This window comes from Arthrobacter sp. UC242_113, from assembly GCF_044054585.1.
In the GTDB taxonomy this organism is placed as follows: Bacteria; Actinomycetota; Actinomycetes; order Actinomycetales; family Micrococcaceae; genus Arthrobacter.
In genome coordinates this window covers 135,876-161,561 of record NZ_CP171972.1, presented here as the reverse complement: position 1 = coordinate 161,561, position 25,686 = coordinate 135,876, and the positions used below count along the sequence as shown (strand labels likewise).

Genomic DNA, 25,686 nt, shown 5'->3' with positions numbered 1-25,686 from the left:
AATCTAGCTTATCCGTAGTTGACTATCACTTAGGGAAGTGGCTGCCAGGCCAGCGGCGCCGGCTGTACGCCTGCCATCCCCACGGGTAACTAACAAACGAAGAAGCCTGAAAACTCGTCAAGAGTTCCGCAGGAACCCGGACCCACCGCGACGGGGCGGCGCCTGCTAGGCCCCGCTGTGATCCAGGAAGCCGGGATGCTTGGGATCTGTAGCATCGTAGGCCAAGTCGGCGTCATCGTTTGTGAAGGCCACTCGTCGCTCGGATCGGTAAGAATCCAGCTGCTCTTTACTGACGCGGTTTCGGCCGATCGGTGAAACCAACGGTCTTACGGTAGGCTACTCGCTCCGCCCGCCCCCACGCGTACGTGCGCCCAAACGCGATTTCCGGCATTCGGCAGGCTACAGTTCTGGCATGGCGACGATTTCCCGGACAGTTGAATGGACCCTGCTCACCGACCATGAGACAGCCCTTAAAATGCTCCCTCCAGCTGTTGAGCAAGCGAAATTCAAAGTTAAGTCTCTAAACCCGGATGAGATTGCTGTAGACGTTCCGCAGGCGCTGTTGAGCAATCAGTGGGCCGCAAAGATCACCGGGTCAATCGTTCCTGATGCTGACAAGACGCACATTGAGTGGCGTGTCGAAGGCCTCGGCAACAAGCATTACAAGCACCTGATCAAAATTTCCGAAGGGCTTCCGGAGGGCATGCTGGACGATCATGGGGTTCAGGCCGCGGCCAGCCAGGTAGCGTTGCGCTTTTTTGGCCGAAAGGAAATTGCCCACCTCGCCAACGTTCTGGACCGTGGCGAAACCGTGCAGGCGATTGGAGTGGGCAGGCTGGAGAACAAACCAGGGATAGTTGCTGCCACGGACCGCCGCCTGCTTTTCCTCGAAAAAAGCATCGGATCAGAGGACCTCACTTCCTTTTCGCTCGGCGCTATCCAGGCCGTCGATCTGAAGAAAGCGATCGGAGGGGAAACCCTGACGATCAACCACTCCGGGACCAAAGCATCGGTCACGGCCCTCGGACATGGGCAGGGCGACTCGCTCGCCAAGGCGATCCGCGATGCCCAGACTGCGTCCGCACATCAACCGACGGCGCCGGATCCTGCTTCGGTTACTGCTCCCGCGGACGATTTTATCGCTCAGCTCGAACGCCTCGCTGAACTCCACGCAAAAGGAATCCTCAACGACGAAGAGTTCCAAACGCAGAAAGCAATCCTCCTATCCAAGCAAGGCTGAAGTGGTGCTAACCCTCGTAAAGCCTGGGCTTCAGTGAAAGCTCATCCTGCCGGCGGGGAGTTAAGTGTGAGCCCGAGCCGGAACTCCTCAGCCTCCGCTTCATCGACCCAGTCAACCAGCTCCACCTCGTGCTTCTGCAGTGCGGCTAAAACCTCTTCAGGTCGGACCCGGAAGAATTCCTTGCGGCGGTTCACTTTGTTCACACGGCGGTCATCGAAGTGGCCGTGCAGCATGGTCTCAATGCCCACGGCATCAGCAGAGAAGAACAGGGCATGGACGTCATATCTGTACGGTACCGAGGCGCTGCTCAGTTCCCGGATGCGGTCCAGTGGCTCCAGTCGCCTGGTCAGACCGATCTTGACGATGTCAGGACCGAAGGCGCCAATGTTGGAGATGACGTAGACGTAGCCAGCCCGGATATTCGCGGCGCGGAAGTCGATTTCTTTCAGCTCCTCTTCAAGAGCGAGGATCTGCTCTTCCACCCGGGCGATTCCGGACGCATCACCCTGCGCCTCCAACGCCACCATGACGTTGTAGTAATGGTCTAGCTCCTTCTGGAGTTTCGCCCGCTCTGCCTCGAGTTCCTGCTGGACTTTGAGTTCTTCCCGCAACTCGGCGCGGCGTTCACGCTCTTCCTCCTTCTCCCTCAGGACGCTGTTCCTGTGGACCTCCAAGAGCGCGAGTTCCTCTTCACGCAGTGAGAAGTATTTATAATCCAGGTAGCCCCCGAACTGCATAGCAACTTCGTTGAGCTTGTTCCAGGTCTTGTTGAGGCGTTGCTTGCCCTCCCAGAAGCTGCCAGTCCTGCGGGTTGCCTCGATCTCGACCTGAAGATTCAGAATGCCTAGGAGGAGCGGTCCGACGTTGGCCATAAATTTTTTGGACATCTCGAACGAGAACCCGTCGGCAGAGGTGATCGTCGCGGGAAAATCCGATATTGCTGATTTGCTGCGAAGAACCGCTTTTGCTTGAGTGCGGAGCGACTTGATTTCGCTCATGACAGAGTCCGAATTATCCGCAATCGTCTTATATTCGCGGAGGCCGAGGGCAGCTGGAAGGTTATCGGTCGGCGTGGTCTCTACCGTTTCCTGCAGATTCTGCAGGGCCACCTTGGCAGTCTCAATTTCGGATTGCAGCCTGCCAAGCTCGGCTCTTCGAGCGTCACGCTCTACGTCATCGACAACGTTTCCGAAGCGGAATTCCCACCGACTTCCGTCCCACCACTGGACGAGGTCGACTAGGTGCGGATAACTCGGGCACGGATACCAGCCCGGTGGTCGAGACGAATCCATGGTGCCCTCCCTTAGTCGGCGCCTGAGTGCGCACGAGATGAGGCTACCAACCACCGGCTCCTCGTCACAGTGCGAACGAGAAGTACCCCCGCGAGGGTCAATCGCACAGTGCAAGAGCGGCATCAAGGACTGGGCTCATGTCGATTTTCAGACCGGAAACATCGGGCTTCGGCGCCCAGATTGGATCAATGTCGAGATAGTTGCCGTGATCCTTGGCTGTGCCATTGGCCGCGTACGTCTTGCCGTCCGGAGCATCGACAGTGGCCACCTGAAGGTTTCGCCCGGCTACCGTAATGCCCTCACAGTGGGCCACGACATAAGGAACCTTCAGCGGCCACTTATCTCCGAAAGTGGTGCTGACAAGAAGACCCGGATCATTGGCTACGGCAGCGGGCACCTCTACCTTGGCGGGTGCTTTAGCAGTTGCAGGTGCATAGCCTGCGCAGGTGCCGTCTTTGGGCTTGCCTAAGGTGACCGCAGGAAAGCTGACTACGACGTAGCCGGCGTTCCCGCCGAGCTTATCCGGACCGCCTCCCGGGGTCCAAGTGCGGTCAACGCAGATCTCGGAAGCGTCGACGACAACGCCTTTGAAAGTCATGCCCTTCCAGATGGGCGCATTGGGAAGTTCGGCCTGAACTGCGGCTTCGGCCTCGGTCACCCGCTCCGCATCAGTCAGCGTGCTGCCAGGAGCTGCTGATGTCGGCGGTGTTGAAGTCTCTTCGGCAGTCGGAGGCGCAGGCGCTGCGCAGCCAGCGAGAAGCAGCCCGGTGAAGGCGATGCAGGCCGGCGCTGTGTACCGGGAAGTCATCATGGGTTCACGTCGCTGTCGGTGTTATCACCGTTGTTGTCGACATCCAGGCGCTCATTCGGCTCGGGAGTCTCCGGCGGTTCCAGCGCCAGCAACTTCTTCTCATGCCTGGCGGCCGCGACGTCTTTGAGCTTGTTGATGCCCAGCTTTCCGAGGTAAACAGTCCCGACGACGGCGAGGGCAGCGACAGCGCCGAGTCCGGTGCCTTTGCTGAGACCGTCCTGGAAACCGTCCTGGCTCCCCTTGTAATACCCGGCCCCATAGACAGGACTTCCCGACATGTTTCCCCCTAATTGATTCGTGAATGAAGTCGAGCATATCCGCCTGGGTGGTCGGGGCGTGGGCCGGCCACTCCGTGGCCCAGACTTTGGGGCCCTGCTTCGACGGGGCCCAAACCTAGCGGACTGCTGAGCGGGCAGGGCTGGAGCGCTGTGCCGGCTGGAAGTAGTCGGTGAGAAAGCCGGCCAATAGACCAACCAGGACAAGTCCTGCGGCCGGCAGGAGCGTGACCGGCCCGACGAAGTCGCGGATGTTCACTCTGAAGACGAGCATCAGGACGACCACGAGCAGAACATAAGCCACAGCCAAGCCTGTGCTGATTGCATTGATGGTCTTCCCCCGCGTCCGCCTCTTCTGCTTGGGGAACTGCCTCGCATACTCCTGCGCGGTGCCGAATTCGGCTTCCGCAGGAGTCCCAGTGGCTGCCTCGTGGGCCCGGATTTCATCGAGGGCTGCGGCTATTTCAGCTTCAGAGAGCCCACGAACCCTGAGGTTGAAAGTCAGTCTTCGCTCGTAACTCATGATTATTCCTGTCGCGTCGTCTTGATCTCAGTGAGTGCCTGGCTCATTCGGCTCCATGCTGTCGCCGAGCGCTCCAGTTCCTGGCGGCCCTGCTCAGTGAGCCTGAACTGCTTGCGGCCCGGACCTGCCTGGTCGTGGTGCCATGTGTGCTCGACAAGACTGTGGTCTTCGAGTCTCTTCAGGAGCTGGTAAAGCGTCCCGCCTTTGATGCGCGTGAAGCCGCGCTGCCGAAGGACTTCGGCGATGGCGTAGCCATGACTTTCGCCATGGCTGAGCACCGCCAGCACTGCCTGCGGAAGCGCCGCACGGGTCAGCTCCTGGTCAAAGTCATCTCAATCACAACTAGATAGTGTCACTAACTATGTAGCGTGCAATCTCAATATGGCGCATGAACCTAGACTCGTTGCATGACTGATAGCGAAGTGCTCAGCGCTTACGGCGCCCGCGCGCCGGTGTACACGGATCTCCTGGGTTCCGTGGAGGACATGCACGAGCTGGACCGGCGGAACATACAGCGATGGGCCAAGGGGATCAGCGGTCCCATCCTTGATGCCGGTTGCGGTCCGGGCCACTGGACTGACTTCCTGCACAGACAGGGAGCGGACATCTCTGGCGTCGATCTCGTCGCAGAGTTTATCGACAGCGCCCGTCTGCGCTTCCCGGACGTGTCTTTCCGCGTCGCCTCGCTGCGTGCACTCGATCTCGCTGATGGCAGCCTGGGCGGCGTGCTGGCCTGGTACTCGCTGATCCATTTGCCGCCGGCGGAGCTGCCTGTGGTTCTCACTCAGCTGCATCGCGTTCTAAAACCCCAGGGCCAGGTACTCATTGGCTTCTTCGAGGGTGAATCCGGCAAGTCCTTTGATCACGCAGTGACCAGGGCGTACTACTGGTCCATCGACAGCATGACCAGGATGTTGCAGGACGCCGGCTTCGACGTCCTTGAGTCAGAAACGCGGCACGACCCGGGCAGCCGGCCCCATGCAGCCATTGTTGCCGCCGCCGGGCTGCATTAGCCGCTGGAGTCCCTGCCACTTTCGTTCCGAGGCTCTCGTCCCACAACTGACATGCCCCGCGTTTTACGGTGAGGCCATGACGTACAACGACGCGTATTCGCTCAGCAGGCCCTTCACACCCCGATCCTTCTTCATGCCAGGAACGCAGGATGAAGAGACAGCGGAAATCATCTACTCCGGAGCAGCCAAAAACCTCCACGGTGAATCGGTCCCGGCAGCTCGAATTCAACGGCTCGACTATACGCACGAAGGGAGGAAGCTGCGCGCTGAAGTCGGCCAACCGGAATCACGGGGCGAGGGCCCAGTGATGGCCATCTATGGGCCCTCCTCGCTACGAAACCTCTACTACGTGGTGACCCTGAACCGCGGTATGTACGCCGCGGATCCGATCATGGTTGGTTCCAATGAAGTGAACCGGGTCTACGAATTCCTGGTCGACTGAGTGTGCCGTTCCTAGCCCGTGATGACTTCAGACTCAACTTCTCGGTCGCGGGGATCAGGAAGGTCATCCGGAATCAGATCGGCATCTTCAGGATGGTAAAAGAGCCAGTTGCGGGCGTTGGCAATCGTATGGCTGTTGAACAGCTGCGCCCACTTAGTTGAGCCAGTCTGCTCGTGGTCATGTCGACCGGCAACAATGTCCTCCGCCACTGCTTCCGGTTCCTGCTGCTTCTGGTCAACCATCTCAGCAAAAACTGGTCCAGGATGACTCAGCAACAGTCCGACATCTCTTGTCAGAGGGACTGTCATCCCCCAAGCCGTCCCAACTCCCACTCCTCGGAACACGTCTTTCAGTTCGGGGTCACGCACCAGTGCAACCGGCGTATCGCACGTCAGCAACTTCTTGCGGTTGAAGCGGGTAAGGGCCCATGGGCGCCCAACGAAATAGAGCAACAGTTCGGGAACCAGTTCGAGTATGTGTTGAATGTGGCCCACAGGAGTGCTTTTCATGGCTATCGCCTCCGGCCCAGTTGCCTGCTGCACAAGCCTGTCCACAACGGCGTCGTCGACTTCCTTGCCTCCTTTAGTGAGCGTTTCCCGAACACCGTCAGCGCCCATCTGGGCGATTACCTTGGAGAGCACTGTCCCGTGTATCTGTCCCATTGACGCTCTGGTATCAGGGCCTCTAAGGAACTGGAAGGTCAGAAAAGTGCCGAGGATCTCACGGTCTTCCCGGGACAACGGCCAAGTCCCATCGACTGTCTTCTTGATGACGGCAGATGCATCACCTTCCAGATCGGACAGATCCTTCTCAAAGACATCGTCGCCGTCAGGATGGCCGGACAAGGAGTAGAAGTTCTTGCGGACAGTCGCATCGCGGGTCGAGATAGTACGTCGTTTCCCGTCGTCGAGGCTGACCGCGCCGATCATTGGTTTCGACTCTGCGGTTGCAAACCCCTTCAGGTAGAAATTCGGAACCGTGTGGTGCCGCCGACTAACCCCCATTTAGACCGAACCTTCCTCTGATCTTCTCCTGTGCAACATTGACTATTGTCCCTGTTCCCCTCCGAACAGAGCGTCATCCCTCGCCGGCACGCGGCGAGGACGTGCGGGTTCCTTATCAGAAGGATGTGTTCCCGAGCTTCCTGTTCACATCGAGCAGATACACCAGATCGTGCTGCCGAACGTCAGCCCGGGCTTGAAAGACTTCCTGCGCCCCTGCGGCGGCTACACGGCCAGCAAGAGCCGTCACCGAAGACGCGCTGGGCAGAGCTGCCGCCAATTCACCGAGCCCGACGACGGCCACCAGTATTGAGGGCAGACCGCCCAAATCGGTGACCAGCCGCTTGCCCGCCTTCCACTCGATACGCGATGTGCTCACCGTCTTCCGCAGATCCTTCAGCGACGGGTGTCTGCTGTGTCGGAACTGTGAGCCATGGAGCTTTCGATGAGTGAACTCAGGGCTGTCACGAAGGTCGTCGCCACCCGCTACGCCTCCTCGGGCCGGGCCGGGAAGAAGCAGATTCTTGATGAGCTGTGCGCTACGAAGCAGGCAGGCGAGAAGGTCAAGGACGCTTCAAGAAGGACTGACCTCTGCACGGAATGGGCGCACCCAGCGAACGGGGTGCGCCCTTTCTTGCACCCAGGGACAGGTGCCGGAGTCAACCGTGGCACTTGCGTGCCACTCCTCTAGGTTGACGAAATCGCGGTTATCGACTCTTCTATGGTTGTCAACGTAGCGGCTGGGAACTGCTGGCATTGAGTGTGCGGTAGACCCGTCGGGCGAGGTAGCGTTTCACACACCGGCGGATCTCCTTTTTGGTTCGCCCTTCTGCTCGCCGTTTTGCTACGTATTCGATGGTCTCTGGATCGAAGGCCATCCGGGTAACAGCAACCAGGTGAAGGGCTTTATTCAGGGTCCTGTCGCCGCCGCGGTTGAGCCTATGACGGACGGTATTTCCCGATGAAGCCGGAATGGGGTTGACCCCGGCCAGGGAAGCGAACGCCGCCTCGGAACGTACCCGGCCCTGATGAGACCACGCGGTCAGACAAATGGCTGCCGTAACCGGTCCGAAGCCGGATTCCTGCAGCAACGGCGCGGCTTCGCTGACCTCAACCAGTTCAGTGATCCGGGAGCCGTTTGCTTTGATCTCAGCATCAAGGTCGCCGATGCGCTTGGCCAGTCTGACCGCTTCAGAGCGGGCCACAGACACCGCAAGAGGTTCTTCACGGACCCGCCACCGGGACACCTCCAGTATCTGGCTTCCGGTCAACGACTCGCGCGCATCGAAGCCCAAATCATTGATCCGGAGCAGTGCGGTCAACGCGTTCACGGTCCTGGTCCGGTCCGTGGTCATCGAATGACGCGCAGTGACCAGGACCCGCAGCGCTGCCCGGACCCCTTCGTTCAGCCGTGGCCGGCGCAACTTGTCCTCTTCCAGGGAAAGGACGGCAGAAGCGATCCGGTGCGCGTCCAACGGATCCGACTTGCCAATCCCACGACGCGGCAGGGCGTCCATGCGCGTGGCTTCGGCGACCTGGTAGCCGGCACCTGCGACGGCACCGGCCAGCACGGCACCATAAGAAGCCGGCGCCCTCAATCACCCACAGCGTGGCCAGATCGGCTTCGGTGCGGCGCGCGACCCAAGCAATAGCGCGACTGATCCCGGCGCCCGTCGCCGGGAAATCCCGGTTGTCGATCCGTTCGCCGTTTGCCGCGGCGATGATGGCGAAGACGTGCTTTCGGGCGTGGGTGTCGACGCCCACGACAAACGGGTGGGAATGCGCAACGATAGTCATAGCGGTTCTGGCACCTTCCTCATTTCGCGGACACGGTCAGGCCGTTACGGGCCGGTACCAGTCCCGGGTAGAGGTCACTTCGGAACAGCACTGTGACGAGCCACGCCCCTCAGGAGGCGGACAATCTTCTGATCAAGTCACCGAGGTGGGCCGGGCGGGTGCCGGCCGTCCACCCAGCAGACGGACATGTCGATAACAGGACACCCTCGGACGGGGGCCAAGCGTTCTGATGAGTCACGACCGCCGGGTGGAACGGCCTGCACTTACTCTGCCAGCCAGTCCCAGACCAGCCACCCCAATCCTCACAGGCGTTCGAACCACGGCAGTAGAGGTAGGAACCTCGCTGCCCACTGTCCGACAGGTATGCACGAGCTGATGATCCGCGGACTGGTTGTCAGGCGGCAGGGACAAGGCACGTATGTAGCGGCACCAGGCTTCCCGACGGAATCCCCGAATGACGGTTCCGCTGACGCGTGTGCCCGCACTCAAATCCTAAGTTTTGCGAACCACACCGCCGAGGAAGTGACAACCAGCCCCACGTATGAGGTGCCGAACAACCTGCGTGTTTACCGCTTCGCGAAACTGGCTTTACCGACCACAAGCCCAGCGTCTTGCTGGAAAGCCTGTTGCGAGATGATCTTTTCGACCTGACGTCCGACCAGGCAGCCTGAGTACGAGCGACGTTCTCCGCCAACACGGATTCAGAATTGGGACAATGAAGAAGTCCCTCAACGCAATCCTGCCGGAGGTGGCTGAACGTCGAACACCGCGCGGCGGACGGGAAGTGTAGTGAGGTCAGAAAATGCGAATGATCCAATCCCAAGGGCTGCCCCGGAAAAGCCTTTCTTCTGGATAGAAATGAGTTACTCCAGGGCGGCGAGCACTGAGATGGCTTCCTTCACGACGTCCGTCGCGGGGTAGGAAGGCCGGTCTATCCCCGCCATTTCTTCCAGGATGCGGATGACCTGGCAGCTGTAGCCGAACTCGTTGTCGTACCACACGTAGAGGACCAGGTTCTTGTCCGTGGACACGGTGGCCAGCCCGTCTACGATGCCGGCGCGGCGGGAGCCGACGAAGTCCGTGGAGACGACCTCGGGCGAGTCGATATAGTCGATCTGCTTGCGCAGGTCCGAGTGCAGCGACATCCCGCGCAGGTAGTCGTTGACCTCTTCCTTGGTGGTCCCGTTTTCCAGGCTCAGGTTAAGGATGGCCAGGGACACGTTCGGGGTGGGGACGCGGATCGAGCTGCCGGTCAGCTTGCCCAGGAGTTCGGGCAGGGCCTTCGCCACAGCCTTGGCGGCACCGGTTTCGGTGATGACCATGTTCAGCGCGGCGGAACGGCCGCGGCGGTCGCCCTTGTGGAAGTTGTCGATCAGGTTCTGGTCGTTGGTGAAGGAGTGGACGGTTTCCACGTGGCCGTGGACCATGCCGAACCTGTCGTTGATGGCCTTCAGGACCGGGGTGATGGCGTTGGTGGTGCAGGAGGCTGCGGAGACGATCGTGTCGCTGTCTTCGATGTCGCGGTGGTTGATGCCGTGGACGATATTCTTCAGCTCGCCCTTGCCCGGTGCGGTCAGCAGTACGCGGGCGACGCCCTTGCTCTGCAGGTGCTGGGACAGGCCTTCGGCGTCGCGCCAGCGGCCTGTGTTGTCCGCGACCAGGGCGTTGTTGATGCCATAGGCGGTGTAGTCGATGGTGGCGGGGTCGTTCGAGTAGATGACCTGGATGCGGACGCCGTTGGCCGTGATGGTGTTGGCTTCCTCGTCGACGCGGATGGTGCCTTCGAAGGAGCCGTGCACGGAGTCGCGGCGCAGCAGGCTAGCACGCTTGAGCAGGTCGTTGTCGGAGCCGTGGCGGACTACGATAGCGCGCAGGCGCAGGCCGTGGCCGCCACCGGCCTTTTCGATAAGGAGGCGGGCCAGGAGCCGGCCGATGCGTCCAAAGCCGTAGAGCACGACGTCGGTACCGGTGCGCTCGTCGGCGCCGCGCTTGCCCACGATGTCGGCGAGCTCCGCATGCAGGAACTCCTCGAGGGTGGCGCCGTTGCTCTCCTCCTTGAACTTCTCGTTCAGCTGGGCGATATCGATCGCAGCGGCGCCGAGCTCCAGCTGCGCGAGCGTGTTCAGCAGCGGTGCCGTCTCCTCCAGGGGCAACTCATCCTTGGCCATGCGGCGCGCAAAGCGGTGCGCCTTGAGGATATTCATGGTGGACTTGTTGATCAGGCTCCGGCCGTGGATGCTGATCACCACGTTGTGTTCGCGGTACAACCTGCCAATGACCGGGATCATGGCCTCGGCAAGGGCCTCCCGGCCAATCCACGTATCAAGACAAGAATCAGACGCTGGCCGCATTATGGTGCCTTTCAGGAAGGGTTTGGCTAAGTCACAGCTGCCAAGTGACTCCACGAATTCGTATGTGGCTGCAGCCGGAACTTTCCGTTGGGAAAAGCTGGCGTGCGCTCCCTAGGCGTAGGGGTCGGCGATGCCGATGTACTGCGTCGTGGTGTATTCGGCGATGCCTTCCGAGCCGCCTTCACGTCCCAGGCCAGACTGCTTCACGCCGCCGAACGGTGCGGCGGCGTTTGAGATGACGCCGGCGTTGAAGCCCAGCATGCCGAATTCAATCTGCTCGGCCACTCGCAGGAGTCGGTTGTAGTCACGGGTGTAGAGGTAGGCGGCCAGGCCGTACTCGGTGGCGTTGGCCATGGCGATGACCTGCTCCTCAGTGCCGAATGTGGTGACCGGGGCCACCGGACCGAAGATCTCGGTGCGCAGGATCTCCGCACCGTTGGACACCCCTGAAAGAACCGTTGGCTGGTAGAAGTATCCGGGTCCGTCCACAGGTGCGCCGCCGGTGACAACTGATGCACCGGCATTGACGGCGTCCTCCACGAGGGCGTGCACATCCTTGCGCGCGCCGCCATCGATCAGCGGGCCCAGTGTTACACCAACCTCGGTTCCGCGGCCGGGGCGGAGGGTCTTCATGGCCTGGGCGAACTTGGCCGTGAACTCCTGCGCGACGGACTCGTGCACCAGGAACCGGTTAGCGGCGGTGCAGGCCTCCCCCATGTTCCGCATCTTCGCCGCCATAGCGCCCTGAACTGCCTTGTCCAGGTCAGCGTCCTCGAACACGATGAACGGGGCGTTGCCGCCGAGTTCCATCGATGTGAGCAGCACGTTCTGGGACGCCTCCGCCATCAGCTGCTTGCCCACCGGCGTCGAGCCGGTGAAGGAAACCTTCCGCAGCCGCCCATCCTTGAGCAGGGGCCCGGAGATGGATGAGGCCGACGATGACGACACAACGTTCAGTACCCCGGCCGGCAGGCCGGCCTCCATCATCACCTGCGCGAAGAGCTGCGAGGTCAGCGGCGTGAGCTTGGCCGGCTTCAACACCATGGTGCATCCGGCCGCCACCGCGGGTGCGACCTTGCGCGTGGCCATCGCCAGCGGGAAGTTCCACGGCGTGATCAGCAGGCAGGGCCCCACCGGCTTGTGCTGCACCAGGATCTTGTTCTTCCCCTCGGGCGTGGTCAGATAGCGGCCGTAATCCCGCACCGCCTCCTCGGAGAACCAGCGCAGGAACTCAGCCGCGTACGCCACCTCGCCGCGCGCCTCTGCCAGCGGCTTGCCCATCTCGAGCGTCATGAGGAGGGCAAAATCCTCCGCCCGTTCGGTCACCAGGTCGAAGGCCCGGCGCAGGATCTCTGCCCGCTCACGCGGTGCCGTGCGCGCCCAAGCCGCCTGAACGCCGTCGGCCGCACCCAGCGCCGACAACGCGTCTTCGCTGGTGGCACTGGACAGCGTCGCGAGGATCTTGCCGGTCGCCGGGTCCTCGACGTCGAATGTGCCGCCGCCGGACGCGTCCCGCCATTCGCCATTGATCAGCAACCCCGTGGGCACAGCGGCCAGCAGCGCAGTTTCGCGTTCGGTGGTTACGGTGTTTCCTTCAGCCACATCGGGCTCCTTACTATGCGTAGCTAATGTTCGGTTTCCAGGGACCCCGGGGGGCAAATCTGTTGCGCTTGCGAACCGGCCGCGGGGCACAGGGGCAGGCCCAAATCACGGCCCATTGGACGACCTAGTGCAGTTATTCAGTCACGGACCGGATATTCGAGAAGACCCGTTGGGGCCGGAGTTCGGTGACCAAGCCGATGTGTATTTTTGACCTCAAAGATCGTTGTCAGGAGGTGGGCTTCAAGCGGCCTCCTCCTGGCCGGCGATCCGGCGTCGGCATCAGACGCAACCCTGAAGAAGCCCTGAACGTTGACGGCGTTGAGGTCCGTCGACAGGACAAGCAGTGGTATTGAATCCGGCTAGCCCGTGGCGAGCAGTTTTCACGCCACGGGTCTTGGCTGGATGAGCCGGCAAGGCATTGCCAGGGCTTAGTTAAATGACCCGTCGATGGTGATGCCGCCGTCGACCTTCAGCGTGACTCCGTGGACAAACCGCGCGTCGTGGCCCAGGAGGAAGGCGATTGCGGAGGCGATGTCGTCTGCCTGTGCCAGCCGGCCCAGCGGGGTGCGCCGGAGCAGTTCGGCTTCGTTCAGCGTGCCCTCCCGGAAGCCGCTGCGGATCATTTCGGTATCTACGTATCCGGGGGCCACCGCGTTGACGCGCAGGCCATGGTGTCCCCACTCCACGGCGAGCGTGCGGGTCATGCCCAGGATCCCCGATTTGGCGACGGTGTAGGCCAAACGGCCCGGCAGACCCAGCGTCGACCCCACGGAGGCGATGTTCACGATGGAGCCCTTGGCTGCCTTGAGCAGCGGAAACAGTTCCCGCGACATCAGCATGGCGCCGTTGAGGTGGGTGTCGAGCACCGCCTGCCATTTGGGCAGGTCGGTGTCCTCTGCCGGCTGCCGGGTGAGAATCCCGGCGCAGTTTACCAGCCCGTCCAAGCCATCACCGTGCGCGTTCACTGCCTCCACGGCGGCCAGAACGCTGTCTGCGGAGGACACGTCAACGGCGATGGCCTGGTGGCCTCCTTCCACCGGAGAGGAGGCCTGGAGTTCCTCGGCAACGGCACGTGCTTTGTCCAGATGCAGGTCGGCGAGCAGCACGCGCCAGCCCCGCTGTGCCATGGTGCGGGCGGTGGCCGCCCCGATGCCTTGGGCCGCACCGGTAATCAACACTGACTTCATTTCGTCCTACTTTCGCTTGTGTTGAGGCCGCCGGCCACGGCAACGGCGACCTTGGCCGGGGAAAGCCCGTATTTGTCGAGCAGGAAGTCGTTGGGGGCCGACTCGGACCAGGCGTCGGCCAGTCCCAGCCGGGTCACCGGCTTGCCCAGCGCCGAGCTGGTGACCGTCTCCGCGACCAGCCCGCCCAGGCCGCCGATGATGGTGTGCTCCTCCACGGTGAAGATCGCGCCGTCCCCTGAAAGTGCAGTTAGGAGCCCGGCCTCATCGAGCGGCTTGAGGCACGGAACGTGAACCACGCGGCTCTCGATGCCCCGGGCCGAAAGGATTTCGGCCGCGTCCATGACCCTTGAGCTCTGGACGCCGGTGGACACCAGCACGGCGTCGTCTCCTTCCCGGAGCACGTGCACGGTGCCGGGCACGAACTTCGGCATGGAGTCAAAAACGGGGGTGACGGCGTCGCGGGCCAGGCGGAGGTAGACGGGTCCGTCGTATTCCGCGGCCCAGCGGATGGCGGCCTCGGCCTCAATGTGGTCGGCCGGGGCAATGACTGTCATGTTCGGCATGGCCCGCATGATGGCCAGGTCTTCGATGTCCTGGTGCGTCTTGCCGCTGCTGCCGTTGAGCAGGCCCGAGTAGGAGGCTGCGATCTTCACCGGCGCTCCCGTCTGCGAGACGAGCATGCGGACCGGGTCAAGCGCCCGCTGGCTCAGGAAGACGCCAAACGAGGAGAGCCAGGGCCGGTAGCCCATGGTGGTGAGCCCAAAGGCTACCCCGACCATGTTTTGCTCGGCGATCCCGATCTGGAAGAAGCGGTCGGGATGGGCGTCCGCGAATAGGTCCGCCTTGGTGGACGTCGCCAGGTCCCCGTCGACGACGGCGACCCGCGGGTCGGTCTCCCCCAGGCTCACCAGCGTGCGGCCCCAGATTTCACGTTGAGCGATCACCGCAACGCTCCTTTCGTGTTCTGCTTGAGTTCTGCGGCGGCGAGTTCGAGCTGTTCCGCGCTGGCCACGCCGTTGTGCCACTTGTAGGTTCCTTCGGTAAAGGAGACTCCCTTACCCTTGACGGTCCGGGCCAGGATGACCGTGGGCCGGCCGCTGCTGCGCAGCGCCTGGGCGCGTTCCAGGGTGTCGACGATTTCCGGGAAGCTGTGGCCGTCCGTTTCCAGCACGTTCCAGCCGAACCCGCCGAATACCGCGGCCAGGTCCACACCAGACCAGGGTTCCGAGCGGTCGAAGCGGTCATCGGGGGATGCCGACGGCCAGCCGTACTGCTGCAGTCCGTTGACGTCGACGATGGCTGTCAGGTTGCCAAGGCCAAAGCGCTGCGCCGAATAGACGGCCTCCCACACCATGCCCTCCACCAGTTCGCCATCGCCGAGCATGACCCAGGTGTGAAAGTCCTTGTTCAGCCGGTTGGCACCGAGGGCGATTCCGACGCCGGCGCTCAGACCCTGCCCGAGCGACCCTGTGGAGGCGTCCACACCCGGAGTGAGCTTCATGTCCGGGTGGCCCTGGAGCCGCGAATCGCCGTGGTCGAAACTGGCAAGTTCCTCGATCGGGAAGTAGCCGCGCAGCGCCAGCACCGAATAGAGGCCGACGGCGCAGTGGCCCTTGGACAGGATGAAACGATCCCGGTCCGGGTGATCCGGCTGGTCGGGGTTAACACGTAACTGCCGGAAGTACAGCGCCACGAGTAGATCCATTGCGGACAGGGGCCCGCCGATATGGCCGGCCTTGGCTTCCGCCACGGTGCGGATGACGTGCCAACGGCCCTGCCGGGCGGTCTCCTCCAGGAGCTGAAGCTCCTGCTGTTCGAGTGCGGTCATGAGTAAAGTTCCTCTCTTCAACATCGCAATATTCTCATGCAACGGATTTTAAGTCCAGTAAACGATAAGACATGCATCATGGGACAGACATTTTGTTCGCCTGCCGATAAACTGCTGGGATGCGGAGGTTCCGCAGATTGCTCAAAACGAAGGAGTTCATATGCGTGCCATCGTCAGTGCGGGCGCCCGCGATCTACAGGTAATGGAACATCCCGAGCCGCAACCGGCCGCGGATGAGGTGACGGTGCGCGTCGAGTTTGGCGGGATCTGCGGCAGCGATCTGCACTATCACGCCCACGGCGCGAACGGTGCCGCCCTCATCCGTGAGCCCCTCACCTTGGGCCATGAGATAGCGGGCGTTGTGGAATCTGCGGGCCCGGGGGTGGCTGGTGATCTGGTGGGACGCCGCGTGGTGGTCCATCCAGCCACGCCCTGCCCGCCGGCGGGATGCGTCGATGGCAAGGGATTTAACCGTTTGCCATCTGGCAGGTATCTGGGCAGCGCCGCCCACTTCCCCCACGCCCAGGGCGCATTCGCCGACCGGATCGCGGTGCGCGTGGATCAGCTCCGCTTCGTGGATGATTCAGTGCCAGCCCGCCGGGCCGCGCTGGCGGAACCGTTGGCCGTGGCACTGCATGCCGTCCGCCAGGCCGGCGGCGACTTCCGCGGCCGGGAGGTTCTGATCAGCGGCGCCGGCCCCATCGGCTGTCTGGCCGTCGCCGGTGCCCGACGGGCCGGGGCGCGTTCCATCACTGTTTCAGACCTTCACCAGGCACCGCTCGACGTAGCCCGGTCGGTGGGTGCGGACGCCGCCCTGCTGCTTGGTTCAGATCAGGTGCCGGCCGCGGCCTTCGACGTCGTCATTGAGGCCTCTGGGGCGCCGGCGGCGCTGAACGCCGCTATCAAGGCCGTGCGCGACGGGGGCATGGTAGTCCAGCTCGGCATCCTCCCGCCGGGTCCTAACCCCATTGACCTGGGGCAGTTGATTACCCGGGAGGTGACCCTGCGCGGGTCCCAGCGGTTCGACGTCGAGCTGGATGCCGCCGTCGAACTCCTGGCCGCGGCCCCCGAGCTGGATGGGATCGTCACGCACGTCTTTGCGCCGGAGAAAGCGGCGGAGGCCTTTGAGGCGGCGGCCGATTCCAGCCGCTCGTGCAAGGTCCTGCTCGACTTCAGCGCCTAGGAGGACCGGCGGCTGTCGCTAGGACAGCCGCCGGCTCATCCGCGCCCCGGCTTCCTTCAGCAGATTAACGAACTCCTCCTGTGAGTCCAGGATCTCGGCGCGGAGGCCTGCGACAGAGAGCGCCCAAGTAACGTTGCCCGCACGGTCGTGGACCGGCACCCCGAGGGCGGCGATGCCGACAGTCACGTCTTCGTCGGAGACGCTGAACCCGGCCGATCGGATGGCCTGGGCGTCGGCATCGAGCTCGGAGGGCTCGGTCAACGTCTTGTCCGTGATCCGCTCCAGGGGCCGCCGAATGACGTCACGGCGCAGGTCGTCGTCGAACGCCAGGAAGACCCGCGACGTCGCCCCTGCGTGCGGGGGCAGTGTTCCACCGGGGCCGAGCAACAACAGGCTGACCCGGCTGCCGGGCACCCAGTCCAGACATACGGTTGCGGTGCCGCGCAAAGCGCACAGGTAGATGGTCTGGCCGGTGGCCTCATTGAGGTATTCCAGCTCCGGCCGGGCAACCTCGATCTCCGGCAATGCCCGCAGGGCCGCGCTGGCAAGATGCAGAACCTCTAGGCCGAGCGAGAACTTTCCATCCTCCGACTGGCCTACCAGTCCCACGTGCGTCAGGGCGTCGACCAGCCGGTAGACACTGGCGCGGGGCATGTCCAGCCGTTCAGAAAGCTCAGGGATGCCCAATTGGCCCTGGTCGGCCAGAAGGTTCAGCAGCTGTGAACTGTTGGAAAGGATCTTGATCGGCTTGCCCATCTAAGCCACCTCACTGTGTGCATGAAAGCCGTCCGGCAGGGGGCGGGGGGCGGGAATGCCGCCGTCGTAACCCATGCTGCGGCTCACTGCCTCAGCCGCTGACCGGGTGAGGGCCACGGCGTCGTAGCTGCCCCCGAACATGCGATGGGACATGCCCCCGATGGACAGGGCTGCCACCACCCGGCCACGGTGATCGAAGATCGGCGCGCCGACGCCCCCAATGCCGTCGGCCCACTCGCTGGTGGCCACGGCCACACCATCCCTCGCCGTCTCCGCCAGCAGCACCCGCAACTCCTCCGCAGAAGGGGCGATGGCGCTGGTCGGCTCGGGGAAGTTTTCGAAGTAGCTGTCCACTACCTCCTTGGGTTCGAAGGCCAGGAGCGCGCGAGGCGCCACGCCCTCGCCCAGGGGCATTGATTGCCCTAAAGAAAGGGTGTGGATCTGAACGTCGAGACCTTCAACCCGTTCGATGCACACCGCTTCCAGTCCGCGTCGAATGCAGAGGAAGGCAGTCTCGCCGCTGGCCTGGCGCAGCCACTCCAATTGCGGAACGGCCTGCTTCCGAACGTCGAGCTGGGCCTCCAGGCGGGCCCCGAGGCGCAGGAACTCGACTCCGAGCCGGATCTGCCGAGGCTTTGCTGCGGGCTCCACCCAGCCGATCACTTCGAGCGACGAGAGCAGCCGGTACAGGGAGCTGGCCGGCTCGCCGGTCCGTTCGGCAAGTTCCTTGACGCTGATAGACCCTGCCTGTCCTATTGCAGTGAGGATCGCCATGCTCTTGCTGACGAGCTGCATACCGCCGGACTGCTCATCTTCTTGAGCCACCAGATTCCTCTCACCAGGCGGACAATGTGACTTCCCCACGATACGCCATGCCTTAGGCCTTCTCAATCGATTTGTCCTGGTCTGGGAGCAGGCGGCCCGGCCCTTGAGGGCCGGGCCGCAGCGCAATGCCTAGATGGAGTCAGCCGAGGAGGTCAGGTCACGGCCCTTGGTCTCCGGGGCGAAGAAGGAGGTTCCGAAGCTGATGGCTGCAAGAACAGTGACGTAGGCGGCAATCGGCCACCAGTGGTGGAATGCCGCCATGAGGCCTGCACAGATCATGGGTGCGATGCCGCCGCCCAGGACGCCGCCGAGTTCCTTCACTGCGGTGACGCCGGCCAGCCGGTAGCGCGAGCCGAACAGCTCGGCGTTCCAGGAGGACTCAACCGCGTACATGCCCAGGACTGCGATGCTTACGGCCACGATGAAGGCCAGGACGATCAATGCCGTGTTCCCGGATGTAACAAGCAGCAGTCCGGGGACCGCGAAGGCCAACTGGGTGCCGGAGAGGATCCTGAAGACTGTGCGGCGGCCGACCTTGTCCGACAGGTGGCCGATCAAGGGAATGGTCAGGTAGGCCACAGCCGAGGCGATCATCAACGCGAAGGTTCCCGTGGCGGCGCCCATCTGTGGCAGCGTCGCGATGTAGCCGACTAGGAACACCTGGTAGATGGAGGACGTTCCCGCCTCGCCGACCCGCAGGCCTAGCCCGGAGAAGAACGCCTTCTTGCCCGAGGTGAAGACGCCGCCGAAGATTTCCCGGACCGTGGCGTTGCGCTGGCGTTCGGAGACGGCGGTAAACGTGTGGCTTTCTTCGACATGGCGCCGGGTCCACAATCCCCAACCGGCAATCAGAATACTGACGAGGAATGGGATGCGCCAGCCCCAGGTCAACAGGTCCTGCTTGGGCAACTGGGCCACGAGTACCCAGACGCCTGAGGCGATGAGGGTGCCGGAGTTCGTCCCGATGCAAAGGAATGAGCCCAGAATGCCGCGGCGGTGGGCGGGCGCGGACTCCACCATGAGGGTGGATGCACTCGCCAGTTCCGCGCCGGCCCCAAAACCCTGCACAAGGCGCAGCAGGATCAGAAGCACGGGGGCCCAGACGCCCACTTGGGCGTAGGTCGGAAGAAGTCCGATGGCGGCAGTGGAGAGGCCCATCATCACAATCGTGATAACCAGCACCTGCTTGCGTCCGACGCGGTCACCGACGCCTGCAAGGATGAGGCCGCCCACCGGCCGTGCTACGAAACCTACCGCGTAGGTGGCGAAGCTGGCAAGCATGGCGACGGCCGGGTCTGCATTGGGAAAGAACAGGGTGTTGAACACCAGCGCTGCGGCCAGACCGTACAGCACGAAATCGTAATACTCCAACGCCGTTCCAAACGTGCCGGCGATGACGCTGCGTGTGGTGGCCTTCTTATTGGGCACCAGCAGCGGTTCAGTGGTTTCAATCTGAGTCATGCTATCTCTCCTTTGAGATGACTACTGCGGATTCTGTCAGCCGACTTTGAGCTGTTCAGGAATGACGGGGGTGGCCTGCTGGGTGTTGCCGATCGACTGCAAGCGCGTGGCGGTCAAGGTGATCTCCGAGACGGTCGTGCGGCCCGGGATGGTGACCGCGGCCAAGGACGCTTCGGCAACGTCCTCGGGCTGAATGAACAGCTCACGGAGTTCCTGCGGCGGCGGAACGGGCCGCTTATCCAGAATCGGCGTGTTCACCACACCGGGAAGGATCGAGGTGATGCGCACGCCCGCACCGTGCTCATCCCATCCAGCACCGCGGGCCAGGCCAATCACGCCTGCTTTGGACGCCTGGTAGGCAGCACCGGAGTGATCCGGCCACAAAGCGGCGACGCTTGAGATGATGACGACGTCGCCCAGGGTGTCCCGGAGCTGCGGAAGGGCGCCGCGCAGGAAGTAGAAGACACCGCTGAGGTTGACCTTGAGCAGGTGATCGAAGGCCTCGAAGGTCAGGTCTCCGAAGCGACGGGGGTTCACGTTCTGTCCTGCGGCAAGAACGAGGGTGTCCAGCGGGTCGGAGTCAGCCAGCTCATCAAGAAGCGCCTGGACGGCAGCCCCGTCGCTGACATCCAGCGCGTGCGGCACCAGGCGCCCGTCCGCGACGGCCACGGGGTCCAGCGCCTCCAGCGCTTCCAGGCGGCGAGCAACGGCGTGCACCCGTGCACCAGCCTCAATGAACCGGAGAACGGTGGCGGCACCGATGCCACTGCTCGCTCCCGTAACCAACGCCGTGCGTCCCGCCATATCGCCGAGGCGGCGCACGTTGCTGTCAAGTTTCAAGGTAATCCTCTTTCTTGAGACGAAGTATTCGGGCCAGCAGAAAGCAGCTCCAGCCGGCATGCCGGAACAGTATCGCAAGATGGACATACAATTCAATGGGTGATAATTTTTTGCTACTGAACCAAGGGAAGGATGCCCATGACGGCCATCAAAAGAGTTGACGCATGGAACTGCCGGGTGCCACTTGACGTGCCGGTCCGCTTCAAATGGGGCACCATCACCCATCGTGACTATGCGGTGGTCCGCATCCAGACCAGCGATGGACTAGAGGGCCACGGCCTGGCGATCAGCCGGGGCGCCCCGATCGACGTCGCTGCGATCGACATGATTGCGCCGCTGATCATCGGCATGGAGGCCGAGGATGTCGGCGCCATCCAGACCGAAATCCTGCGCAGGACTGCATCCGGAGACCGCCACGGCATCTTGGCGAACGCGCGGTCCCTGGTTGACATTGCCCTGTGGGATATCCGCGGACGGGCGATGGAGAGCCCCATCTGGCGGCTGCTCGGTGGAAACCGGCAGGACGCAGGGGTTCTGCTGGTCGAAGGCTACGAACTGCCCAACGAGTCGGACGAAGAGTTCGCCGCGCGGCTGGCCAAGCGGGCCGCTGACGGCTACCCCGCCCTCAAACTTGAGGCTGCCGGCTACGACGACTACCGGATACTGCAACGCCGCCTGGAACTCATCCGCCAACTGGCCGGACCCGAAGTCCAGCTCATCGTGGACGTCAACGGCGCCTGGACATCGGTGCGGGAAGCAGCCGAAGCCATCAACACCTTCGCCACAGTCGACCTGGCGTGGGTGGAGGACCCCTTCCCTCGCCACCAGCTGCACGACATCGGCAAGCTGCGCGGCCTGGTCCAAACCCCACTCGCGGCCGGAGACGACATCACCGACCCGCGGGCCCTGTACCGGCTGATCCAGGAGGAAATGGTGGACGTGCTCCGGGTCGACGCCACCACCCTTGGCGGCATCGGTCCCACGGCAGATGTCATCGGCTTCGCCCGCCAGCACGGCGTCGCGGTCTCAGGACATGCCTACCCGTCAGTCCACCAGCACTTCACCTTTGCCTGGCCGGACATGCCCTGGGTCGAAGCATTCGCGGACGAGCTTCCCTTCGAGCCCTCCCACAAGCTCCTGACCCACTCGCCGTACAGCCGCGTAGTGAACGGACGGGTTTCCGCGCCCGAGGCTCCAGGGCTGGGCACCGAACTGCGCATGGACGCCATTGAACGGTTCTCGGTCCGCCACGGCGCCGTGGGCGGGGACAACAAGCTGGCCCGACCATGACGGTCACTACGGTCGCCCACTACCGCTTCCCGCCCGCGGCCCGGGAAGCGGTGCTCGAACGGCTGCTACCTGTTGCGCAAACCACCCGCGATGAGCCGGGACTGAAATACTTCCACATCCTCGAAACACCCAGCGAGGAGGGTCACTTGATCCTGATCGAAGGATGGAAGGATCAGGAGGCCCTCGCGCGCCATCGCGAAAGGCCGCATTTCCGCGACGGGCTCCTAGGCTCCGTCGTGCCCCTCCTTTACGAGCGCAGCGTCCACATCAGCACACCGGCATTTGAAGAACAGTTCTCTTAAGCGGCTAACTCTGGCTGAACCTGGCATGACTAGTGCTGCCAAACGGATGCCGCTATACCAGGTTGATCCACACCCCAACCTGACGTCAGGCAACCCACGTGAAAGTTGTCAAAGTAGGGTGTAAATCGGCTTTTTCTGACACTTATTCAGGCAATTCTAAGAACCTAACCTGACGTCAGGATGCCCGTCCCCTTGCCGCTATTAACAGCCATCGTGCGGGGCGAATGCGGGTGTTCGGAGGGTGTTAAGCTCCGGCGGGTGAATGATGATCTGACCCTGCAATCAGGGGGTTGAATCGGCTGCGGCTCAGACAGCACCTGCAATTCCCAAGGGTGCAGCGGGACGATGATCGGGATCCTGGAGCTAAGGACGACATCGGCCGGCTTTAGAGCCACTGCCACGTGAAGGCAGGGCGCCCCGACGTTGAGTGCCGCCGTTTCTTGATCCTGTCCTGCGCGTTTGCTGCACCATTCTTGATGCCGAGCATGCACTCTGGCCATGACCTGCAAGGAAGCAGGCCATGGTATTTACAAGTCGAAATGGCACGGCCCACGCGGGGCCGGGGTGGTGCACACTCGATGTGGGGGAAGGAGCTGTGCTGTGCGCAGGGGAAACCAAGTGGGTGAGGGAGCAAAGCCGACACTGGATGTGAAGCACCTCCAAAGACTCGTGGGCCAGGCCTCACTGGAAGCGGCCGAAACAATCGCCGCTGACTACACGGCCCTCCTCCCCCGGTTCGTTGAACCGATCGTGCGCGCAGTTGGCGCCCGGGACGGGGACCTGGCGCTGGATGCCTCCCGGAACCTGAAGACGAAATCCTGGTTGGTCGGGGCGCTAAGAATGAACCAGCTGTGCAGTGAGCTTGAGTTGGCCTTGGCGCTGGCTGACTGGGCGGCTGCCACGGCGGTCGCCCGGGATATCGAAGTCCATCTTCCGCGCCTGCAGAAAGCCCTCACCGCCCCTGACCTCGCGTTCCGCACCCTGCGGCCGAGAACACGCCAGACCGCCATGGCGTCCTGATCCTCTGCGCCGTTTTTACCCGAGAATCACGTCAGACCCGCCGGCTTTCAGCAGAACGTCCCACTGCGTGCTTTCGCCGGCCCTACGGTGATGGGCTGGATGCGAAGCGTTTATCTGATCCCGCTGCTTCCAGCTCCCGCGGAGCGGTAGTGTCGCCCCTCTTGCGTGGCGCCCAGCGGCCTCTCTGGCCTTCCTGCTTCATGTGCGGGCTTGCTGGCCCTGAACGCCCAGATGAGCAGTTGGCCTGTTCCTGCCAGAACGAGCAGGACGCAAAGAGCAGTGACATACAGCAGGAACATCAGCGCCGCTACCGTGAACGTGCCCAGAAACGCCACGAGAAGACCTATCGTCCGGGATCATCCATCGCGCTACGAACCCGACTGCCCGGGTGGCCCTACCCGACGGGCGGATGCTGCTGCCGGCTCGCCAGAATGGCGAGATCATGGATGAGTCGTTGGACTTCACGTTCACGACCCTGGGACGAAAAGAGAAGAGTCGCGGCTGCTTCAGCGGGAGGACCAGGAACGGGCACCGGTTTTGGGACAGGCGTCACCGAAGCCGGTTCCTCAACCGTGAACGGATCAATAAATCTAACCGGTTCCATGACAACATCCCCCTGTGTTCGTGGTCTGCTCTGTCTACCATGAACTGGCCCCGTCTATCGCCGGACCACTCCGGAAGTTCGCTCGTTTTACCTCGGCACGCCTGAAGGGACATCATCAGCTAAGTCACGACGGCCCTGCGCGAAGAGGGCCGGGAAGTCTCATATCCCTAGGGATACGAGACGCGTCTCATCGGACGAGCATTGATTGACGTTGATTCTTGGAACTGGGACCTTTTTGGCGAGGACAGCACGGCCAGGGATCAGCGGTCGATCGAGGCCATGTTCGCGTCGTCGTGCCGCGCCCCTGCTGCGGGTTGGAGAGCGTTCAGGCGTTCGAGCTGGTTCGTGGTGAGCTCGACGGAGTCGGCTGCGGTGTTTTCCTTTACACGGGAGACGCGGCGTGTGCCCGGGATCGGGGCGATGTCCTCGCCGCGGGTCAGCAACCACGCCAACGCGGTCTGGGCTGGGGTGGCGCCAATTTCCGCGCCGATGCTCTCTACTTCGTCGACGATGCGCAGGTTCCGGATGAAGTTTTCGCCCGTGAAGCGCGGGTTGGTTTTGCGCCAGTCGTCATCGGCGAAATCCTCCACCGTCCGGATCTGCCCGGTGAGCAGACCATGCCCGAGCGGTGAGTAGGGGACGAAGCCGATGCCCAGTTCACGCAGCAGTGGCAGAATTTCGTCTTCGACGTCGCGGGTCCACAGGGAGTACTCGGTCTGCAGGGCCGTGACGGGCTGCACGGCGTGTGCCCGGCGGATGGTGTCAGGGGAGGCTTCGGACAGGCCGAAGTGCCGTACCTTGCCTTCGGTGATCAGGTCCGCGACGGCCCCGGCAGTCTCTTCGATGGGCGTGTTCTGGTCGACCCGATGTTGGTAGTAGAGGTCGATATGGTCGGTGCCCAGTCGTTTCAGGGATCCCTCGACAGCCGTGCGGATGTTCGCTGCGCTGCTGTCCGTGACACCGGGACCGCCATCGGAGTGGGAGACAAGGCCGAACTTCGTGGCGATCTTCACTTCGTCACGGTGGCCTTTGATTGCCTGGCCGACGATTTCCTCGCTCAGGAACGGCCCGTAGATCTCCGCTGTGTCGATGTGGGTGACTCCGAGCTCGAGTGCACGGTGGATCGTGCGGATCGATTCGCTGTTATCCAGGGCTCCCTCGCTGGTGTAGGTGCCGGCCATGGTCATGGCGCCGAGGCCGATGCGGGAGACTTCCAGGTCTCCCAGGCGTGCGGTTTTCATGCTGTGTTTTCCTTCGGTAGGATTCTCAGGCTTGGGATGTGGGCATCGCCCACAGCTCGGTGATGGAGGATCGGCGGTGGCGGGTCACCATGTACGCGATGCTCTCGGCGATATCCTCAGGCTGCAGCTTCTCGGGGATGTTCTTTGCGTCGGAGACGGCGAGGTCGCTCTTGATGGTGTCGTTGTTGTGTGAGATCAGTTCTGTTTCGACTGCGCCGGGCTCGAGTACGCCGACCCGGACGTGCTTCTTCGTGATCTCCTGGCGGAGCGCTTCGGTGAAGCCGTTCACGCCGAACTTCGTCATGTTGTACGCGGCGAAGTTCGCCCACGCCTGCCGGCCGGCAATCGAGGAGATATTGACGATGTCCGCTACGCCGCGCAGTTCGTCCTCCGCTGCAGCCAGCAGATGCGGGAGTGCCGCCTTCGTCATGTAGAGCAGACCGCTCTGGTTGACCGCGATCATCCGTTCCCACTCGTCGACCTCCTGATCGACGACCGGTCCGAGGAGCATGAGCCCGGCATTGTTGATGAGGATGTCCAGGCGACCGAATTGGTTTACAACCTCTGCTACGGCCTGTTCAGCCTGGGTGCGGTCGGTAATGTCAGCAGGAACGGCGTAGGCGGTGCCGCCGGAAGCTTCGATCTCGGCCACGAGTGTGTCGAGGCGGTCCTTGCGTCGGGCGAGGACGGCGACGGACGCGCCCTGCTCGGCGAGGGCACGGGCGGTGGCGTCACCGATGCCGCTGCTGGCCCCGGTTACCAGTGCAACAGTTCCGATGAGTTTTTCTGTCATTGGTTGTTC

The 25,686-nt window shown here is 62.7% G+C and carries 25 protein-coding genes and 1 pseudogene; 7 read left to right on the top strand and 19 right to left on the bottom strand.

What is annotated here, in order from left to right; translation table 11 throughout:
* The first annotated feature begins 412 nt into the window (after positions 1-412).
* A complete protein-coding gene (locus tag ACHMXB_RS22585) occupies positions 413-1,240 on the top strand; it encodes a PH domain-containing protein (RefSeq protein ID WP_395405761.1) in 828 nt (275 codons plus the stop codon).
* 41 nt (positions 1,241-1,281) lie between these two features.
* On the opposite strand, the gene ACHMXB_RS22580 is transcribed toward ACHMXB_RS22585, so the two are convergent.
* The 5 genes from ACHMXB_RS22580 to ACHMXB_RS22560 all read right to left on the bottom strand — a co-directional run bounded on the left by ACHMXB_RS22580 (position 1,282) and on the right by ACHMXB_RS22560 (position 4,428).
* On the bottom strand, positions 1,282-2,349 hold the full coding sequence (locus ACHMXB_RS22580; protein WP_395405759.1) for a GIY-YIG nuclease family protein: 1,068 nt from the start codon (positions 2,347-2,349) through the stop codon (positions 1,282-1,284).
* Between the two features lie 280 nt (positions 2,350-2,629).
* Positions 2,630-3,343 (bottom strand): DUF2511 domain-containing protein, encoded by a 714-nt coding sequence (locus ACHMXB_RS22575; RefSeq protein WP_395405757.1) that lies wholly within the window; start codon positions 3,341-3,343, stop codon positions 2,630-2,632.
* Positions 3,340-3,621 (bottom strand): hypothetical protein, encoded by a 282-nt coding sequence (locus ACHMXB_RS22570; protein ID WP_395405755.1) that lies wholly within the window; start codon positions 3,619-3,621, stop codon positions 3,340-3,342. The genes ACHMXB_RS22575 and ACHMXB_RS22570 overlap by 4 nt, the downstream gene beginning before the upstream one ends.
* Before the next feature lie 115 nt (positions 3,622-3,736).
* Positions 3,737-4,141, bottom strand: coding sequence for a hypothetical protein (locus ACHMXB_RS22565; RefSeq protein ID WP_395405753.1), 405 nt, complete (start codon positions 4,139-4,141; stop codon positions 3,737-3,739).
* A 2-nt stretch (positions 4,142-4,143) separates the two neighbouring features.
* Entirely contained in the window at positions 4,144-4,428 is a 285-nt protein-coding gene (locus ACHMXB_RS22560) for a PadR family transcriptional regulator (RefSeq protein ID WP_395405751.1), read from the bottom strand.
* Positions 4,429-4,548: 120 nt separating this feature from the next.
* Between ACHMXB_RS22560 and ACHMXB_RS22555 the strand changes: the two genes are divergently transcribed.
* Entirely contained in the window at positions 4,549-5,154 is a 606-nt protein-coding gene (locus ACHMXB_RS22555; protein WP_395405749.1) for a class I SAM-dependent methyltransferase, read from the top strand.
* 76 nt (positions 5,155-5,230) lie between these two features.
* Entirely contained in the window at positions 5,231-5,596 is a 366-nt protein-coding gene (locus tag ACHMXB_RS22550) for a hypothetical protein (protein WP_395405747.1), read from the top strand.
* Between the two features lie 11 nt (positions 5,597-5,607).
* Here ACHMXB_RS22550 and ACHMXB_RS22545 read toward each other — a convergent pair whose 3' ends face one another.
* The 8 genes and pseudogenes from ACHMXB_RS22545 to ACHMXB_RS22510 form a co-directional block, all read right to left on the bottom strand.
* Entirely contained in the window at positions 5,608-6,600 is a 993-nt protein-coding gene (locus ACHMXB_RS22545) for a DUF4238 domain-containing protein (RefSeq protein ID WP_395405745.1), read from the bottom strand.
* A 115-nt stretch (positions 6,601-6,715) separates the two neighbouring features.
* Positions 6,716-6,976, bottom strand: coding sequence for a hypothetical protein (locus ACHMXB_RS22540; RefSeq protein WP_395405743.1), 261 nt, complete (start codon positions 6,974-6,976; stop codon positions 6,716-6,718).
* Between the two features lie 349 nt (positions 6,977-7,325).
* Positions 7,326-8,394, bottom strand: a pseudogene (locus ACHMXB_RS22535) (IS110 family transposase).
* A gap of 863 nt (positions 8,395-9,257) precedes the next feature.
* Complete coding sequence (locus ACHMXB_RS22530; RefSeq protein ID WP_395405741.1) at positions 9,258-10,745, bottom strand: glyceraldehyde-3-phosphate dehydrogenase; 1,488 nt, start codon at positions 10,743-10,745, stop codon at positions 9,258-9,260.
* A gap of 111 nt (positions 10,746-10,856) precedes the next feature.
* Entirely contained in the window at positions 10,857-12,347 is a 1,491-nt protein-coding gene (locus ACHMXB_RS22525; RefSeq protein ID WP_395405739.1) for an NAD-dependent succinate-semialdehyde dehydrogenase, read from the bottom strand.
* Positions 12,348-12,775: 428 nt separating this feature from the next.
* Positions 12,776-13,534: an SDR family NAD(P)-dependent oxidoreductase gene (locus ACHMXB_RS22520; RefSeq protein WP_395405737.1), complete on the bottom strand. Its 759-nt coding sequence runs from the start codon at positions 13,532-13,534 to the stop codon at positions 12,776-12,778.
* The gene (locus ACHMXB_RS22515; RefSeq protein WP_395405735.1) at positions 13,531-14,478 is read right to left on the bottom strand and encodes a transketolase family protein; all 948 of its coding nucleotides are present in this window, start codon (positions 14,476-14,478) and stop codon (positions 13,531-13,533) included. Before ACHMXB_RS22515 ends, ACHMXB_RS22520 begins: the two co-directional genes overlap by 4 nt.
* The gene (locus ACHMXB_RS22510) at positions 14,475-15,362 is read right to left on the bottom strand and encodes a transketolase (RefSeq protein ID WP_395405733.1); all 888 of its coding nucleotides are present in this window, start codon (positions 15,360-15,362) and stop codon (positions 14,475-14,477) included. Before ACHMXB_RS22510 ends, ACHMXB_RS22515 begins: the two co-directional genes overlap by 4 nt.
* Before the next feature lie 160 nt (positions 15,363-15,522).
* On the opposite strand from ACHMXB_RS22510, the gene ACHMXB_RS22505 reads away from it, so the two are divergent.
* A complete protein-coding gene (locus tag ACHMXB_RS22505) occupies positions 15,523-16,545 on the top strand; it encodes a zinc-binding dehydrogenase (RefSeq protein ID WP_395405731.1) in 1,023 nt (340 codons plus the stop codon).
* An 18-nt stretch (positions 16,546-16,563) separates the two neighbouring features.
* Here ACHMXB_RS22505 and ACHMXB_RS22500 read toward each other — a convergent pair whose 3' ends face one another.
* From ACHMXB_RS22500 to ACHMXB_RS22485, 4 genes are all read right to left on the bottom strand, one after another.
* Positions 16,564-17,301, bottom strand: coding sequence for an IclR family transcriptional regulator (locus ACHMXB_RS22500; protein WP_395405729.1), 738 nt, complete (start codon positions 17,299-17,301; stop codon positions 16,564-16,566).
* Positions 17,302-18,126, bottom strand: coding sequence for an IclR family transcriptional regulator (locus tag ACHMXB_RS22495; RefSeq protein WP_395405727.1), 825 nt, complete (start codon positions 18,124-18,126; stop codon positions 17,302-17,304).
* A 129-nt stretch (positions 18,127-18,255) separates the two neighbouring features.
* Positions 18,256-19,587 (bottom strand): MFS transporter, encoded by a 1,332-nt coding sequence (locus ACHMXB_RS22490; RefSeq protein ID WP_395405725.1) that lies wholly within the window; start codon positions 19,585-19,587, stop codon positions 18,256-18,258.
* A gap of 36 nt (positions 19,588-19,623) precedes the next feature.
* Complete coding sequence (locus ACHMXB_RS22485; RefSeq protein ID WP_395405723.1) at positions 19,624-20,427, bottom strand: SDR family oxidoreductase; 804 nt, start codon at positions 20,425-20,427, stop codon at positions 19,624-19,626.
* A 138-nt stretch (positions 20,428-20,565) separates the two neighbouring features.
* Between ACHMXB_RS22485 and ACHMXB_RS22480 the strand changes: the two genes are divergently transcribed.
* The 3 genes from ACHMXB_RS22480 to ACHMXB_RS22470 all read left to right on the top strand — a co-directional run bounded on the left by ACHMXB_RS22480 (position 20,566) and on the right by ACHMXB_RS22470 (position 23,039).
* Positions 20,566-21,717 carry a mandelate racemase/muconate lactonizing enzyme family protein gene (locus ACHMXB_RS22480; protein WP_395405721.1) on the top strand — a complete coding sequence of 384 codons (1,152 nt, stop codon included), beginning with the start codon at positions 20,566-20,568 and terminating at the stop codon, positions 21,715-21,717.
* On the top strand, positions 21,714-22,019 hold the full coding sequence (locus tag ACHMXB_RS22475) for a putative quinol monooxygenase (protein WP_395405719.1): 306 nt from the start codon (positions 21,714-21,716) through the stop codon (positions 22,017-22,019). The genes ACHMXB_RS22480 and ACHMXB_RS22475 overlap by 4 nt, the downstream gene beginning before the upstream one ends.
* Positions 22,020-22,637: 618 nt before the next feature.
* Positions 22,638-23,039, top strand: a complete 402-nt coding sequence (locus ACHMXB_RS22470) for a hypothetical protein (protein ID WP_395405717.1) — start codon at positions 22,638-22,640, stop codon at positions 23,037-23,039.
* 864 nt (positions 23,040-23,903) lie between these two features.
* On the opposite strand, the gene ACHMXB_RS22465 is transcribed toward ACHMXB_RS22470, so the two are convergent.
* Both ACHMXB_RS22465 and ACHMXB_RS22460 read right to left on the bottom strand, forming a co-directional pair.
* The gene (locus tag ACHMXB_RS22465) at positions 23,904-24,884 is read right to left on the bottom strand and encodes an aldo/keto reductase (RefSeq protein ID WP_395405715.1); all 981 of its coding nucleotides are present in this window, start codon (positions 24,882-24,884) and stop codon (positions 23,904-23,906) included.
* 25 nt (positions 24,885-24,909) lie between these two features.
* Positions 24,910-25,677 (bottom strand): SDR family NAD(P)-dependent oxidoreductase, encoded by a 768-nt coding sequence (locus tag ACHMXB_RS22460; RefSeq protein WP_395405713.1) that lies wholly within the window; start codon positions 25,675-25,677, stop codon positions 24,910-24,912.
* Positions 25,678-25,686 lie beyond the last annotated feature (9 nt).

Excerpts from the sequence above, each read along its gene's own strand:
- ACHMXB_RS22570 (WP_395405755.1), bottom strand. The coding sequence starts at position 3,621 with ATGTCGGGAAGTCCTGTCTATGGGGCCGGGTATTACAAGGGGAGCCAG.
- ACHMXB_RS22520 (WP_395405737.1), bottom strand. The coding sequence starts at position 13,534 with ATGAAGTCAGTGTTGATTACCGGTGCGGCCCAAGGCATCGGGGCGGCC.
- ACHMXB_RS22490 (WP_395405725.1), bottom strand. The coding sequence starts at position 19,587 with ATGACTCAGATTGAAACCACTGAACCGCTGCTGGTGCCCAATAAGAAG.
- ACHMXB_RS22480 (WP_395405721.1), top strand. The coding sequence starts at position 20,566 with ATGACGGCCATCAAAAGAGTTGACGCATGGAACTGCCGGGTGCCACTT.
- ACHMXB_RS22555 (WP_395405749.1), top strand. The coding sequence starts at position 4,549 with ATGACTGATAGCGAAGTGCTCAGCGCTTACGGCGCCCGCGCGCCGGTG.
- ACHMXB_RS22460 (WP_395405713.1), bottom strand. The coding sequence starts at position 25,677 with ATGACAGAAAAACTCATCGGAACTGTTGCACTGGTAACCGGGGCCAGC.
- ACHMXB_RS22505 (WP_395405731.1), top strand. The coding sequence starts at position 15,523 with ATGCGTGCCATCGTCAGTGCGGGCGCCCGCGATCTACAGGTAATGGAA.
- ACHMXB_RS22500 (WP_395405729.1), bottom strand. The coding sequence starts at position 17,301 with ATGGGCAAGCCGATCAAGATCCTTTCCAACAGTTCACAGCTGCTGAAC.
- ACHMXB_RS22565 (WP_395405753.1), bottom strand. The coding sequence starts at position 4,141 with ATGAGTTACGAGCGAAGACTGACTTTCAACCTCAGGGTTCGTGGGCTC.
- ACHMXB_RS22475 (WP_395405719.1), top strand. The coding sequence starts at position 21,714 with ATGACGGTCACTACGGTCGCCCACTACCGCTTCCCGCCCGCGGCCCGG.
- ACHMXB_RS22575 (WP_395405757.1), bottom strand. The coding sequence starts at position 3,343 with ATGATGACTTCCCGGTACACAGCGCCGGCCTGCATCGCCTTCACCGGG.
- ACHMXB_RS22530 (WP_395405741.1), bottom strand. The coding sequence starts at position 10,745 with ATGCGGCCAGCGTCTGATTCTTGTCTTGATACGTGGATTGGCCGGGAG.
- ACHMXB_RS22465 (WP_395405715.1), bottom strand. The coding sequence starts at position 24,884 with ATGAAAACCGCACGCCTGGGAGACCTGGAAGTCTCCCGCATCGGCCTC.
- ACHMXB_RS22550 (WP_395405747.1), top strand. The coding sequence starts at position 5,231 with ATGACGTACAACGACGCGTATTCGCTCAGCAGGCCCTTCACACCCCGA.
- ACHMXB_RS22510 (WP_395405733.1), bottom strand. The coding sequence starts at position 15,362 with ATGACCGCACTCGAACAGCAGGAGCTTCAGCTCCTGGAGGAGACCGCC.
- ACHMXB_RS22585 (WP_395405761.1), top strand. The coding sequence starts at position 413 with ATGGCGACGATTTCCCGGACAGTTGAATGGACCCTGCTCACCGACCAT.
- ACHMXB_RS22545 (WP_395405745.1), bottom strand. The coding sequence starts at position 6,600 with ATGGGGGTTAGTCGGCGGCACCACACGGTTCCGAATTTCTACCTGAAG.